Below are 14,270 nucleotides of genomic sequence, written 5' to 3'. Positions count from 1 at the left end.
GGATCGTTCTGCCATTTACCATGTCGTGTCTCGCATTGTGGGGCGCGACTTTTTATTGGATGCTCAATGTAAGGAACAATTCGTGCGTTATATGCGAATGTATGAAGCATTTTGCGGTGTGCGTGTTTTGACCTACTGCATCATGACCAATCACTTCCACATTCTCGTGGAGATACCACCAAAGTGTGACCGACACTTGAGTGATGAAGCCCTTATTGAACGCTTGAAAGTTCTCTATTCAAAGGAATATGTGGACCAGGTGCGCTTGCATTTAGAGTTGTTAGCAAAGGCGATCCATCCTGAAGGCCGAGCTGCCCATGCCGAACTTAGAGAGCGCTATACTCGGCGCATGTGGGACCTTGGCCTTTTCATGAAGACACTTAAGCAACGCTTTTCGACTTGGTACAATAAGAAGCATGGAAGGCGTGGAACTTTATGGGAAGCTCGCTATAAAAGTGTGCTCGTAGAAAATGGCTATGCGGCGCGTACAATGGCCGCTTATATCGAACTCAACCCAGTGCGGGCGGGCATGGTCGAAGACCCAAAAGCATACCGTTGGTGTGGCTATGCAGAAGCGGTGGCAGGAGGTCAACTAGCGCGCAATGGTCTTATGCGTATTCTCTCTGAGCTTGATAGTGACACAGCCGTGGATGGCTGGAGTGGAGCCCGTGATATCACCAAATACGATTGGCGCGCCGTAGCTCAGAGGTATCGCCTGATCCTCTTTGAAGACGGAGCCAGCTATGATGGGAGAGCTGAAATCGCCCAACAGCAGCGCCGAGGCTTCAGTGAAGCGCAGTGGAAGAAAGAACAGGAGCGGGAGGGCAAACTGAGTATCGCTGAAATTGCGCGCTGCCAGTCGCGGTATTTTGTGGAAGGAGCCGTACTTGGAAGCCGTGAATGGGTGAATGAAGTGATCGAGGGAATCAAAGGCGACTTCTTAAGTGAGAGTCGCAAAACCCTTTCGAGTAAAATGCGAGGGTCGCTCGATGGCTGCGGCTTGTGGTCGATGCGAAAACTCGAATAACACCACTCATTCCAACCACAAAAAAACCGCTACCTGAATCACCAGGTAACGGTAGTAAGATTTGTTTCGTGAATACGCAGTGAATTACGCGTGCTTCTTCGCGAGGGCATCTTTCGCTTGCTCAACAATCAAGTTGAAGGAAGCAATGTCGTTGACTGCAAGGTCAGCAAGGATCTTGCGGTCGACTTCGATACCAGCGGCCTTAAGGCCTTCTGTGAAACGTGAGTACGTGATTCCTTGTGCACGGGAAGCAGCAGAAATACGCTGAATCCAGAGACGACGGAACTGTCCCTTACGCTTCTTACGGTCGCGGTATTCATATTGACGTGCCTTGATGACAGCGTCCTTCGCATAGCGGTATAGTTTGGAACGGAAACCACGGAAACCCTTCGCGCGTAAAAGGATACGCTTGCGACGAGCGCGGCTTGCCGGACTGTTGGTTGCTCTTGGCATTTTCTTTTCCTTTGGTGATCAAACTGTTTCTCGTTCACTCCTGTAGTCTCGCTTGATCGTATTCTCAATCTACTTGAGACAGGCTACATGGAGTTCCACCCGATTCGCGGATGGGGCGTGTCAGTGCACGCGATTCTCGTTCGCTGATATAGGCCTAGAGGAATGGAAGTGATTCCTTTACTCGTGGGAGATCTGCATCAGAAACAAGGGCTGCTTTTCCGAGGAAACGCTTACGCTTACGATTCTTCTTCTGAAGAATGTGGCGCTTACCTTGTTTGCGACGTAGGATCTTGCCTGTACCAGTGACCTTGAAGCGCTTAGCGACAGACTTACGTGTCTTTGCTTTACCTGCTTTTCTAGCCATGGGGCGCGCACCCTAGTCGCCACCCACCAATATACAAGCCGAATTTTCAAAAAAGACCCGGTTTTTTCAAAATTTTCCACGCCCCCACAAAATTATTCTCAGATTAGCTCGTTAAGATTTCACCAAAAGATTAGTTTATAAGGGACTATGAAATACCTTCTCATCACTCTTGTAAGCTTCCTTTGCCTCAACTTCAGCGCACTCGCAGAATCCAAAGGACTCGTCCGCCACGTCGTCATGTTCAAGTTCAAGGACACCGCCACCACCGAACAAATCCAAAGCATCGAAAAGCACTTCGCCTCCCTCCCTAAAAAAATCGACACCATCGTCGGCTTCGAGTGGGGAACCAATATCAGCAAAGAAAACCTCAATGAGGGACTCACCCATTGCTTCTTTGTCAGCTTTAAGAACCAACAAGACCTCGATGCTTACGGCCCACACCCCGCACACCAAGCATTCGTCAAGGAACTCAAACCGATTTTAGACAAAGTCGTCGTCGTCGACTACGTCGCTAAATAATCCCCCACGCCACATCCATGGCACCACGACCCAACCTATTATGAAACACATATTCACAGCAGCTACCCTAGCCGTCGCACCACTCCTCGCAGGCGACCTCCCCATTATCCCCCAACCTGTCAAAGCCGAACAAGCACAAGGCGAGTTCAAACTCGCTCCCGGCCTCGCCATCCGCTACCAAACAGAACTCAAAGCAGAAGCCGAACTCCTCGCAGCAGGCATCGAAAATGCCACCGGCATCAAAGCTAAACTCGTCGATACCAAACTGCGCATCGCTCTAAAAAATCCTATCGAGCTCAGCCAAAATGGTGACTCCCAGGCAAAAGAATCCTATAACCTCGAGGTCTCACCCCAAGGAGTGAAAATTGTTGGTGCCGATGCCGCAGGCGTTTTCTACGGTGCACAATCACTCCTCCAATTGATCCCAGTCGATGGCGAAAAAGCTATCCAAGCCTGCTCTATCCAGGATAGCCCACGCTTTGGCTGGCGCGGAATGCACCTCGATGTGGGCCGCCACATGTTCGCTGTCGAGGATATCAAAAAATTCATCGACTGGCTCGCCTACCACAAACTCAACAGCTTCCACTGGCACCTCACCGAAGACCAAGGCTGGCGAATCGAGATCAAGAAGTACCCAAAGCTCACTGAAGTGGGTGGCTTCCGTGCCTCCTCCCCCCCTTACCTCGACCGCTGGGGCTCAGATGGCAAGCGCTACGGTGGCTTCTACACCCAAGAAGAAATCAAGGAGGTCGTCGCATACGCGAAAGCCCGCCATATCAATGTGGTCCCAGAAATCGACATGCCAGGCCACATGGCCGCAGCCATCACATCCTACCCATGGCTCGGCAATGACGACATCCCTAACTATAAACCTCAGGTCTACACAGTCTGGGGAATCCACCCCTACGTGCTCGCGCCTAAGGAAGAAACCTTCCAGTGGATTGACGATGTTCTCACCGAAGTCTGTGCCCTCTTCCCATCCGCCTACATCCATATCGGTGGTGACGAAGCCCCTAAAGGCCAGTGGAAACAATCCAAGTTCGCGCAGTCCGTCATCAAGCGTGAAGGACTCAAAGATGAACACGAACTCCAATCCTACTTCATCAAACGCGTCGAAAAAATTCTCGAAGCCAAAGGACGTAAACTCATCGGCTGGGATGAAATCCGCGAAGGCGGCCTCTCGCCGAATGCTACTATGATGCTATGGCGCGGCTGGAACCACGCAATCGCATCCATCGAAGAAGGCCACGATGTCGTCATGGCTCCAGGCTCCCATACCTACTTCGACCACTACCAAAACAACCCAGTCATCGAACTCAGCAAAGGCCCTGAGTACGAATGCATCGGCGGCTACCGTACCATCGAAAGTGTCTACACCTTCAACCCAGTCCCAGAGCAATTCCGCGGCACACCTAAGGCTAAACACGTCCTCGGCTGCCAAGCCCAACTCTGGACCGAATACATGCACACCTGGGATAAGGTCGAATACTGTGCCTTCCCGCGTATCGCCGCCATCGCTGAAGTCGCATGGTCGCCACAGGAAGCACGTGACCTAGAAAGCTTCATGACACGCCTCAAACCAACCATGGCGCGATATAAAAAAGCGGGGGTGCGCCACTTCGATCCCTTCAATCCAGGTGAACTCAAGACACGCAAGGGAGCTAAAGTCACCACCTCACTCCCCGTCCACGGCAACAACCTCCCAGAATTTGCCGTCATCGGAAATACAAAGAACATCTTCTGGTCCTCACGAGGTCCTCAGTCAGGTGACCATTTCACCGTCGCACTGAAAGAGTCCACCAGCGGCCCCATCACCGTCAAAACAGGAGGAAAAGGCAAACAGGAAGGCGATATCCTCAACAAGGGAATCCTCGAAGTCTCCAAGGACGGAAAGTCCTATAAAAAAATTGCCGACTTCAAAGAGGGAACCGCCAAAGGAAACGCCCCAGCTGGTACCCAGTTCATCCGCATCACCGTCACAGCTAACCAAGGGAACTGGCTCATCATCCCTGAGGTCGAGTTTAAGTAAGCCATTCGCATCAAGTAGCCTCACTCAACATTCTTGGGTGAGGCTATTTCTCTTTATGCCATCTCTCGGCTCGAAATAGACCTCAAAGCTGAGGCTCTACCAACTTCCCTCCCCAGTACTTCGGCAGTTCTTTCCAAGTCGGCTTTGCATCCTCAGGCTTCATCAGGTTGCTTCGCGCCAAGTCCTTCTCAAACATCCTCCGTTGCTCCGCAGCAAACTTCGGACACAACACATTCACATTCAATTCATCATTGATGAAAAAAGTCCGGTCATCAAAATTGCCTGACCCAATGATCGATAACTTGTCATCCACCACGATCAACTTCCCATGTAACATACAGGGATCAAATTCATAAATCCGAATCCCTGCTGCCATTAACTCCGGCCAATGCGACTTCGAAGCCAGCCTTACCACCGGTGTGTCAATCATGTGGTTAGGCAATATGATGTCAATCTCCACCCCCCGCTTGCGTGCCCGTATCATCGCTTCTCTGAGCTTCTTGTTAGGAACAAAATACGCGTGCTCTATCAAAATTGATTCCTTCGCAGCATCAATCGCTAACAGGTAGCTAGCCCCGAGTGTGTCCCCTTGTTCCTTCGGAGCTCCTAACACCGACTGCGCCTTCATGTTCCCTTCCTTCTTTAAGGCTGGAAAATACTCCTCACCTTCCAACTCCACACCTCGTACCTCCTTCCAGTTGTTCGCAAAACCACGCTGTAAATCCGCCACCACTGGCCCGCGTAACTCATACATCGTGTCGCGCCAATGCCAGTCTAAACATGCATCCCCGTCCCAACAATCCGCGTAACCAGCGCCACCCGTAAAGCCAACCTTCCCATCTACGACCAATATCTTTCGGTGATCCCGGTTGTTACAATACCACGGCCTCATGTAGTTCCACCCCTCAAAGGGACGATAACTCTCAAATTCCACTCCCGCATAACGCAGAGCGATCAAATAACGCTCATCCAAAAAACGTGAACCCACCCCATCTAAAATCACATGCACCTTCACCCCCTCCTTGGCCCGACGATGCATCGCCATTACCAAGTCATACGTCACCTTCGCATTCACCACCACAAAACTCTCAAAGGTAATCGTCTTCTCAGCCGCATTGATCGCGGCCAACATCCTCGGAAAATACTCGCCGCCATTCACCAATGTCTCAATCTGATTGCCCTCCCTCCACTCAGCTTTCGCATCTTCCTCCATGGCCGCCACAAATACCTCCGAATCCACCTCAGGTGCCCTCATCCCCTGAACTGCATAGCGACTCTCATCAAGCTTTGCACATGAAGCAAGTAGCCCAGCGCATACTAAAATTAGAGATTTCCTAACAATATCTATCAAAGTCGCGAAAGTATGAAGGACTTCTCCCAAAAACGCAAACTCTAGTTACACCTCCCGCTTCACTCGACCACTACCCCCACCCTATCGCTTCAAACGATAGTGCCCAGTGAGAGGAAAGTCGAACAAGCAGGCCTCCTCCCTCGCCCCTGACCCAATGTTGTGAATGACCATGGGCACCCCGCTACTATCCTTCTTGTCACTCACAATCATAATATGCGGCAGCCTCCCTGCCACCGTGCAAGTCACTAAATCTCCTGGCCGATAATCACCCGGCTTCTTCGTCACCTCCAGCGCCCACCCTTGTCGCTCAAAATACTTCTGGAGGTTCGGGACCCTGCGGTGGTCAATATTTCTATCAGGCCGCTTCAGGCCCCAACGCTGCGGGTACTTTGAAAAATGCTTCTTCATATCCTCATGCACAGCTCTCTGTAAATCGATCCCGTAGGCCTTTCTCATCGCCCGCACCACGACATCTGTACACACACCCTTCTCTATCGGCAAATCCCCCATCGGATACTTTAATCCCACATACTCTGGGTCATAACTCACGGTCTTTCCCACCTGCCAGCGCGCCGCTTGCGCCATACTCACCCCCACCTCACGTGACTGCCGTTCTAGCCCCTCTCCCACCTGAGACTGACCCACTACCCCCATCACTCCTAACAAAAAGAGCCCCGGCAATATGACAACACAATGTAACTTCTTCAGCATGATTCCTTATAGCAGTACAGAGAGAGCCCACCAGCCTCTTTCAATCAACCGAATACACGAACCATGAAAACTCTCAGCCTACTCACATCACTCACCCTCACAGTCGCTGCCCTCGCCGAAGGCGGTGGCAACTACAGTTTCAATGATGCTGCAAAAAAATACGACGCAAAAGCGGAAGCCGCTGAAGCTGCAGGCAACCAACACAATGCCGATATCTACAGAAAACTCGCCGATATCAAACGCGATGCCGCAAAAAGCAAAGGCGGCTACGATTGGTCCGAATACCACCAACTCCAAGGGCAGCTCAAACACGACCACAAAAAACATACCCACAAAGCCGAGCATAAAAAAACAAAGTACAGCTTCGATGACGCCGCCCAAAAATACGAAATGCTTGCTAAAAAAGCCCGTGAAGCCGGAGCCAACGAAAAAGCCGCAATCTACTCCAGAATGGCCGCGATCAAACGCGAAGCACAAGCTGCAGGCGGAAAATACGATTGGTCCGAATACCACGCCCTAGAAGCCAAACTCCATGACTCAAAACATAAAGACGCTCACAAAAATCATAAACATTCCGCCAAACAACACCCCCAAAAAACTCAGCTAAAAACTTCCAATAAACTCATTGAAGAAGCCCAAAATCACGCATCGCTCGCCAATAAAGCCAACGACGCCGACGATAACTACGCCGCCCAAATCCATACCCGCCTCGCCGCCATCTGTATCGATGCCGCCGCCAAAGGCTCCAAAGAGGAATTCGATTGGACCGAGTACAAAGAACTAAAAGAAATGCTTAAAAACCATAAGCAATAAGCCACCCCTCTCTCTCCCACCCACCACACCCTCCAGTGTGGTGGGTTTTTGCTGCCCACTCCTCCCTTGTTGCCCCCTCCCATAAAAGATGCTTCGATCAGGACTTGCATTTTTCTCACCTCACCCCCAACCTGTAATACACATGAACCTCAAACTCACAGACAAAGTTGTCATCATCACCGGCGGATCTAAAGGAATTGGCGCTGGCTGCGTAAAGGCATTCGCTGCAGAAGGCGCTATCCCTGTGATCGTTGGCCGCTCTCCAGACGTCGGCCAAGCGCTGATTGAACAATGTGGCCAAGGTCATGTGATCGAAGCGGAACTCACCTCCGAGCAAGCATGCCGCTCAGCCATCGAGGAGACACTCGAAAAATACGGACGCATCGATGGCATCATCCACAATGCTGGCGTCAATGATGGTGTCTCGCTCAGCCACAGCCCTGAGGCCTTTCTCGCCTCACTGCAAAAAAATATCTTCCACGTCTTTGCCCTCACCCACTTCGCTCTCGATGCACTCAAACAAAGCAAAGGCTTCATCATCAATATTTCCTCCAAAGTCGCCAATACCGGACAAGGCAGCGCCTCCGGCTACGCCGCCTCCAAAGGCGCTATGAATGCCCTCACCCGCGAATGGGCACTCGACCTCGCCAAGTTCTCCATCCGCGTCAACTGCGTCGTCCCCGCCGAGGTCATGACCCCAATGTACGAAAATTGGCTCAACACCCTCGAGGACCCCGCTGGCACCAAAGCACAAATCGAATCGCGCATCCCATTCGAAAGCCGCATGACCACCAGCGAAGAAATGGCTAACATGGTCGTTTTCCTCGCCTCAGAGCGCTCCAGCCACACCACTGGCCAAATCCTCTACCCCGATGGTGGCTACGTCCACCTCGATCGCGCATACGGTGCGGTGGAAAAAGAATAGATAGATGGTGATTATGCCTATGTTCATTCCCACGCAGAAGGCCTAATCTTCCTCACTCCTCAGAGATGAGACACTTTCACAACACATACCCGCTAGCACCCCTAGCACACACCCATGACTGATTATTTCGATTCCCGCTTCCCCTCCGTAGAAGCACTCCGCGCCCAAGCAAAAAAACGCATGCCCGGCTTCGCCTTCGATTACCTCGATGGTGGTTGCTTCTCAGAAGTCAACCTCAGCCGCAATACCGACGAGATCCGTGAGGTCCAACTCAAACCCTACTACCTCCGTAACTATAAAGGCGCGAGCCAAGAAACCGAACTCTTCGGAGAAACCTATAGCGCCCCCTTCGGTATGGCCCCCGTCGGCCTCCAAGGCCTTATGTGGCCCAATTGCTGCGAAATCCTCGCTCAAGCCTCATTTGACCACAATATCCCCTTCATCCTCTCCACCGTCGGCACCGCCAGTATCGAAAAAGTCGCTGAAATCACCGAAGGAAAGTTCTGGTTCCAACTCTACCACCCAGCTGAAGACGACCTGCGCGATAAACTCCTTGAGCGCGCCTGGGCCGCCGGCTGCCGAACCCTCGTCATCCTCGCAGACACCCCCACCTTCGCCTACCGCCCGAAGGAAATTCGCAACGGCCTCTCCATCCCCCCGCGTATGACCGCACGCAACATCTTCCAGATGTGCACCCACCCAACCTGGTCATTCAGCCAACTCTTCGCCGGTGCCCCAGAATTCCAAACCATGAAACAATACATCCCCAAGGGACTCAATATGAAACACCTCGGGCTCTTCATGAATAAAACCTTCTCAGGCCGACTCACCGAAGAAAAAATCAAACCACTCCGCGATAAATGGCAGGGCAATATCGTCATCAAAGGAATCGTCAACCCAGAAGACGCCATGACCGCCGTCCGCCACGGACTCGATGGACTCATCGTCTCAAACCACGGTGGACGCCAACTCGACTCCGGCCAGTCCACCATCGCCCCACTCGCCGAGCTCGCCCAACAATTTAAAGGCCAAATCAAAATCATGATGGACTCCGGCCTGCGCTCCGGTCCAGATATCGCCAACGCCCTCGCCTCAGGTGCCGAATTCACCTTCCTCGGCCGGACCCCCATGTATGGCGTCGGTGCACTCGGCAAAAATGGTGGCCATCATACCTTTACTATGCTAAAACGCCAACTCCAGCAGGTGATGGAACAAGTGGCTTGCGAAAAAGTCTCCGACTTCCCTAACCACCTCATCCCCACCACCCGCTAACAACTTTCACGCGCCTCAAGCCACCATGCAACGGCCAACGGCTTGAACGCGTCTCATTGGCGATCTAAAACCAATGACCCCTATGGCGGCCATGCTCAAAGAATGTGTTTTGTGGTGAAGTCACTTTCTAACAATGAGCATGGCCGCTTTCCTCTCTCCCCCTCCCCCAAGAATCTGTGAAATTGGTGTTGCATCCTCTCCTGCAAAGCCAAAACCTGCCCGCATGACAAAAGACGCGTTGCTCGACCATGCCCAGACCCTTTCCCTCACCGCCCGCGCATGCATCGCCCTCCATATCACTGAAGCCTACTTTAAAAAAATTGGCCTCCAGCACCCACTCGTCGACACCTTCTTCAACCACCTCTGGGACCACCCACTCCAATCAGATCCCAAAGCCTTCTCCACTTGGGAAGCCCAACGCGGTGACCTCGTCGACTTCGGCCTGACCGATGACCTCCCCGACGACCTTGAAGAACTCATGCCCACACTCCCCATTAATGAACAAGAACTCTTCCACGTAGTCGAAGCTCCCGTCGAAATCCTCTGGGGCAACTTCTTCTCCAACCCCGACGACCAAGAGGCCATGCGCTACCTCCACTTCAGCCTCGACCTCGCAGAACGTGAAGGTCTCATCTTCCCTGATATCTCCTTGTACCAAAATTCACGCTACGCCGATAACAATGGCTGGGGCCACCCCATCTCCGAAAACGTCCGCGATAGTTGGCGCTCCAACACCAACTTCGTCTAATACCACTCCACGATTCAAAAGAAACCGAGACCCGTACTCGGCACCACAGAGCTTAGTCAATGGAACGCAGGTAGCTAAGCAGATCCACCATATCAGTGTCGCTCAAACCTGCAGCCATGTTCTCTAACATCACAGACTTCCCCTTAACATATCCTGCCTTCTTAATATCCTTCAGCGGTGTAAAGACCTTGCTGCCCCCCATGTACGTGAGCTCCACTCCTTTGGTGTTAATGTCAGATCGGAAACCCTCCAGCACACTCCCATCCTTCTTCTCAATCCGGTAGACATAAAAGACTTCTTCGGCCGCTGCATTCGGATCTAATATAGCTGTCAACAAGGCTTCATGTGAACGCGCCTTACCCCCATTCAAGGCCGGAGCAAAACCATTCTTTTCCTGCGAGTGGCATGCTGCACATCGCGCTTCATAATGCGCTTTCCCCTTATCCAAACTCCCACCCCCAGCTTCCGCTAACTTCACCAATCGATGGATGTTCGCATCCAATGCCTTTCGATCAGCCGGACTTTTCGCTGGCTCCTCCGCAATAAAGATATTCCAAGCCGCTTCATCGACCACTGCCACTTCCGCTGCCTCCTTATTCAGAGCTTTGCTGATCAACAAATTAAGAAAGGCACTCTCGTAGGATCCCCCCATCGCGAGATACTGCCCCTTCCACCCTTTGACCTTTTCAGTCGGAGGTGAACTAATCTTCATCTTTTCTAACATGGCTCGCTGCCCCGCACTCAGAGCTGACGGAGAATCCCGGTAATAACGCACCACTTCATTGCGCACATAAAAGGAACGGTCCTTCTCAAGAGGTCGCAATAAGTCATCCACCAAAGCGCTCTCTACCGACAAACTGCTCAATGCCCGCACCGCCTCAAAACGCACATTCTCATTCTCGCTCCTCAGAGCATACTTCCAAACCGCTTCATCAAACACTCCCAAACTCTCTAACGACCACAACGCTACAATGCGCTGCGCGTCATTCGCCTTTGGACTCACAACCACCTCTTGAGCTGTGGCACCAAACTCTTGAGCTGGCGCTTCTCAATCTGATGCCACGCCGCACGTGACTCCCAAGTATTCGCAGATAGTAAATGCTTCACCAACTGCGCGTCCGCAGCCTTCTCCACATTTGGCACCTCCGCTGGCTTCTGAGATTTATGGCGGATGCGCCAAATCCTTCCCGACTTCTTGTCGCGTGCCGGGTGATCCGTGCTCACCTCGTTGTGAGAAATAATCCGGTTGTAGCAGTCGATCACGTAAAGACATCCATCAGGCCCAAACTCCACCGCTACAGGGCGGAACATCAAATCATCTGACACTAACAAGTCTTCTAACTTTTCATAGCTATAGACCCCACGTGAGTCCACACTCGGCCGCACTGAGTTGATAGCCCCAGTGATCGGATTTGCCACAAAGTGCACATTCTGCCACTGCTCAGGAAACCCCCTCTGCGAATCCTGAGAAATCGCTATGCCACTAAAGCCAGTACCTCCAAGCCCCAAGCCCTGTGCTGTCGGGGGGTGCTTCATCGAGTCTGGATAGCGCAATGCCTTCACAAAACTCGGGTAGGTCACGTCCCTATCAAAGGCCGCTTGGCTGTATCCAAAGTCATTAGCCTCATGAATAAAAGTTCTCCCTTCATCATTGATCGCCCATGCCCAAATGTTGTTCATACCCGCACCGATCGTCTCCAGTCGCTTACCATCCACGCTGAAACGCCCAATCAAAGAACGATTGAAGGGAACCTTCTCACCATTCGCCAAAGTCACCGTACCAAAGCTATTGCAGCCCTGAGAAAAGGCAATCCACCCACCTGGTGTCCGCGTCAGCTGATGAATCGTCGTATGCGTGTCTTGAATGCCAAAACCCCTTATCAACTTCTCACGCTTGTCAGCCACACCGTCACCATCGCTGTCACTTAAAAACTCTACATCCGGACCATGCACCATGAAAACCCCATCATTGTGGGGCAGCACCGATACCGGCATCACCAAATTGTCCGCAAAAATCCGCGGCTTCTGTGGCCCCTTCTCCCACGGCCTATCAAAAACTAAAATCTGATCCTTCCCCCCTGCGCAAACTTGGACACATCTTTGTCTTTTGGATATTCGCGTGCAGTCTGTGTCCAAAGCCGACCTGCATCGTCAAAAGCGATCGAGATCGGCTTTGCCGCCCCATATTCCTCGCTTGATACTAACTCTGCCACAAAACCCTCAGCCAAAGTGAACCCACTCACCTGCTCATCCACCGTGAGTGGCTCTGCATGCATCGCATTCCCTTCCTTCAGCCCACCCGCCGCTGCGGACCCGTTCTTGCGTGGCTTGGGGGCCACCACATCATACGCTGAAAATGGCTGCGTCGTGAGGCGCACATTACTCAAATCAATGAAGTCTTGCTTCATCTGCTCCACCAAAAAATGCAGATAGTACTTCCCTGGCTTGGCGGGCTCAGCCACCCCAAGCTTCTGTGGCTGGTAGTTCAACCAATTGCCAGTCACCTTCATCGGCACACTCCACGCCTTCAATGGCTTCGCTTTCGGGTCAGCATTCTGACTCAACACCATCTTAAGCACGCCCCCACCTGTATTGCCAACCGCGATATCCGCCTCAATCAATAACTTCTTACCCACTGTCTTCCCTCCATGACTCGCTGGCTTCAACTCGAATGGCACACTCACCGTCGCCTGCTTTGGCCACCATCCCACAAAACTGCGACTCCCACGCGTACCATGGTTGATCTTATCACCCTTTAAAATATAGCCCTGCGCAGGAAACACCTTCGTCGTAGATTTGGAACCAGGCTCTACCTTCCCCTGGATGAATAGATGCACCCCCTTTTTGTTGGCAGTCACAATGTCCACCTTGCCATCACCATTCAGATCCCCTGTGGAAAATTGGCGCCCCACTCCTGAATCATTATCAATCTCATAGGGAATGAAACGAATCTTACCATCTTCCCCCTTCGTATTGCGGAACCAATACAGCACCGCGGGATCGTGCCCACCCGGGTCGCGACCATTATGCGCAAAGTAACACTTGCCTGTCACGATATCCAAACGCCCGTCACCATCCACATCCACACACTCGACCGCGTGCAACTGACTAAAGACCACTCCAAATGGGTTGCCCTCAGCCTTGTCAGTCATGATGTTGTGCTGCTTGAAAGTGATCTGGTCCCCCTCTTTGATATGCTCAAACCAAGCCAAACCATAACCATGGCCATCTAACGATGTCACCACGTCGTTGTCACCATCTCCATCCACGTCAAATGCATACATCTGCGCACCTCCGCGCTTGCCGCCGTGAAAAGCTACAGGGTGAAACACCCAAGGGGTCTTCTTATCCCAACCCTTGGGTTGCTCCCACCAACCATCTTTTTCCAGGATGTCGGTCAGACCATCCCCATTCACATCCCCTGCTCCCAGTCCGTGCTCATAATTGCCAAACCCTCTCCCCTTAGGTGAAACATATAAGATCTCCCATGGCTTCTTCTCATCCGCATGAGGGATACCCAAAGTCAAATGCCCATGGCTAAATGACAAAAGCTCCTTCTTCTCATCCCCGATCACATCCACATACTGTGGTGCTTCATTACACACATTCTTCTGTGCGATACAGTGCGTGCAGCTCTGATCCTTATTCGTCGGAGGCAATGGCTTCTTGCCCGGGTTCTTCGCCCAATGACTGTCTTGCCCCGGAAGCCCCACTTTCAAAATGTCTAACCATGGATCATCAGAGATGTAGTCCGGAAAGGTGAAGAAGTTTGAGGCATAACCCTTCAAACCGGGCCCAGTCAAATCATGGTACTTCACCGGTGCATAAGAATACGATTTCTTGAAGTCTGGCCCCTTCCACCACAATGGCCCCGCTATCACGTCCAACTTGCCATCCTTGTCCACGTCACCAATCGATGCCCCTTCCGAAACATACTTGTCCAGCAACTGCAGCTTCTTGAAACCCACCTCTGTGCTCGGCGTCTCCGCACTTGCTGCCACCATCATCGATGACAGCGTGATCAATCCAATGTGAAATCCTTTCATAGTCGTACCTTA

At 52.0% G+C, this 14,270-nt stretch carries 14 protein-coding genes; 7 read left to right on the top strand and 7 right to left on the bottom strand.

Features of this window, described 5'->3' with window-relative positions:
- Positions 1-1,027 (top strand): transposase (locus tag ACFSW8_RS10825; RefSeq protein WP_377178218.1); only part of this gene is annotated, 1,027 nt, incomplete at its 5' end.
- An 84-nt stretch (positions 1,028-1,111) separates the two neighbouring features.
- Here ACFSW8_RS10825 and rplT read toward each other — a convergent pair.
- Both rplT and rpmI read right to left on the bottom strand, forming a co-directional pair.
- Positions 1,112-1,480: a 50S ribosomal protein L20 gene (gene rplT / locus ACFSW8_RS10820; RefSeq protein ID WP_377087668.1), complete on the bottom strand. Its 369-nt coding sequence runs from the start codon at positions 1,478-1,480 to the stop codon at positions 1,112-1,114.
- A 154-nt stretch (positions 1,481-1,634) separates the two neighbouring features.
- A complete protein-coding gene (gene rpmI, locus ACFSW8_RS10815) occupies positions 1,635-1,844 on the bottom strand; it encodes a 50S ribosomal protein L35 (RefSeq protein WP_377087670.1) in 210 nt (69 codons plus the stop codon).
- Positions 1,845-1,991: 147 nt separating this feature from the next.
- Here rpmI and ACFSW8_RS10810 point away from each other — a divergent pair, with 147 nt between their 5' ends.
- Positions 1,992-2,363: a Dabb family protein gene (locus ACFSW8_RS10810; protein WP_377087671.1), complete on the top strand. Its 372-nt coding sequence runs from the start codon at positions 1,992-1,994 to the stop codon at positions 2,361-2,363.
- 40 nt (positions 2,364-2,403) lie between these two features.
- Complete coding sequence (locus ACFSW8_RS10805) at positions 2,404-4,392, top strand: glycoside hydrolase family 20 protein (protein WP_377087673.1); 1,989 nt, start codon at positions 2,404-2,406, stop codon at positions 4,390-4,392.
- Positions 4,393-4,474: 82 nt separating this feature from the next.
- On the opposite strand, the gene ACFSW8_RS10800 is transcribed toward ACFSW8_RS10805, so the two are convergent.
- Positions 4,475-5,647: a phospholipase D-like domain-containing protein gene (locus ACFSW8_RS10800; RefSeq protein WP_377178216.1), complete on the bottom strand. Its 1,173-nt coding sequence runs from the start codon at positions 5,645-5,647 to the stop codon at positions 4,475-4,477.
- A gap of 177 nt (positions 5,648-5,824) precedes the next feature.
- Positions 5,825-6,454 (bottom strand): DUF1287 domain-containing protein, encoded by a 630-nt coding sequence (locus ACFSW8_RS10795; protein WP_377087676.1) that lies wholly within the window; start codon positions 6,452-6,454, stop codon positions 5,825-5,827.
- Between the two features lie 63 nt (positions 6,455-6,517).
- On the opposite strand from ACFSW8_RS10795, the gene ACFSW8_RS10790 reads away from it, so the two are divergent.
- The 4 genes from ACFSW8_RS10790 (at position 6,518) to ACFSW8_RS10775 (ending at position 10,212) form a co-directional block, all read left to right on the top strand.
- Complete coding sequence (locus ACFSW8_RS10790; RefSeq protein WP_377087678.1) at positions 6,518-7,267, top strand: hypothetical protein; 750 nt, start codon at positions 6,518-6,520, stop codon at positions 7,265-7,267.
- 142 nt (positions 7,268-7,409) lie between these two features.
- Complete coding sequence (locus tag ACFSW8_RS10785) at positions 7,410-8,192, top strand: L-fucose dehydrogenase (RefSeq protein WP_377091402.1); 783 nt, start codon at positions 7,410-7,412, stop codon at positions 8,190-8,192.
- A gap of 114 nt (positions 8,193-8,306) precedes the next feature.
- A complete protein-coding gene (locus ACFSW8_RS10780; protein ID WP_377087680.1) occupies positions 8,307-9,464 on the top strand; it encodes an alpha-hydroxy acid oxidase in 1,158 nt (385 codons plus the stop codon).
- A 223-nt stretch (positions 9,465-9,687) separates the two neighbouring features.
- The gene (locus ACFSW8_RS10775) at positions 9,688-10,212 is read left to right on the top strand and encodes a hypothetical protein (protein WP_377178214.1); all 525 of its coding nucleotides are present in this window, start codon (positions 9,688-9,690) and stop codon (positions 10,210-10,212) included.
- A 52-nt stretch (positions 10,213-10,264) separates the two neighbouring features.
- Here the strand turns inward: ACFSW8_RS10775 and ACFSW8_RS10770 are convergent, their stop codons facing one another.
- The 3 genes from ACFSW8_RS10770 to ACFSW8_RS10760 all read right to left on the bottom strand — a co-directional run bounded on the left by ACFSW8_RS10770 (position 10,265) and on the right by ACFSW8_RS10760 (position 14,258).
- On the bottom strand, positions 10,265-11,215 hold the full coding sequence (locus tag ACFSW8_RS10770; RefSeq protein WP_377178212.1) for a c-type cytochrome: 951 nt from the start codon (positions 11,213-11,215) through the stop codon (positions 10,265-10,267).
- The gene (locus ACFSW8_RS10765) at positions 11,212-12,207 is read right to left on the bottom strand and encodes a DUF7133 domain-containing protein (protein ID WP_377178210.1); all 996 of its coding nucleotides are present in this window, start codon (positions 12,205-12,207) and stop codon (positions 11,212-11,214) included. Before ACFSW8_RS10765 ends, ACFSW8_RS10770 begins: the two co-directional genes overlap by 4 nt.
- A 62-nt stretch (positions 12,208-12,269) precedes the next feature.
- On the bottom strand, positions 12,270-14,258 hold the full coding sequence (locus tag ACFSW8_RS10760) for an FG-GAP repeat domain-containing protein (protein ID WP_377087685.1): 1,989 nt from the start codon (positions 14,256-14,258) through the stop codon (positions 12,270-12,272).
- Positions 14,259-14,270: the final 12 nt, after the last annotated feature.

The sequence above is a fragment of the Rubritalea tangerina genome (genome assembly GCF_042683245.1).
GTDB lineage: Bacteria > Verrucomicrobiota > Verrucomicrobiia > Verrucomicrobiales > Akkermansiaceae > Rubritalea > Rubritalea tangerina.
The sequence above is the reverse complement of the archived record's forward strand: the minus strand, read 5'-3'. Positions and strand labels throughout refer to the sequence as shown.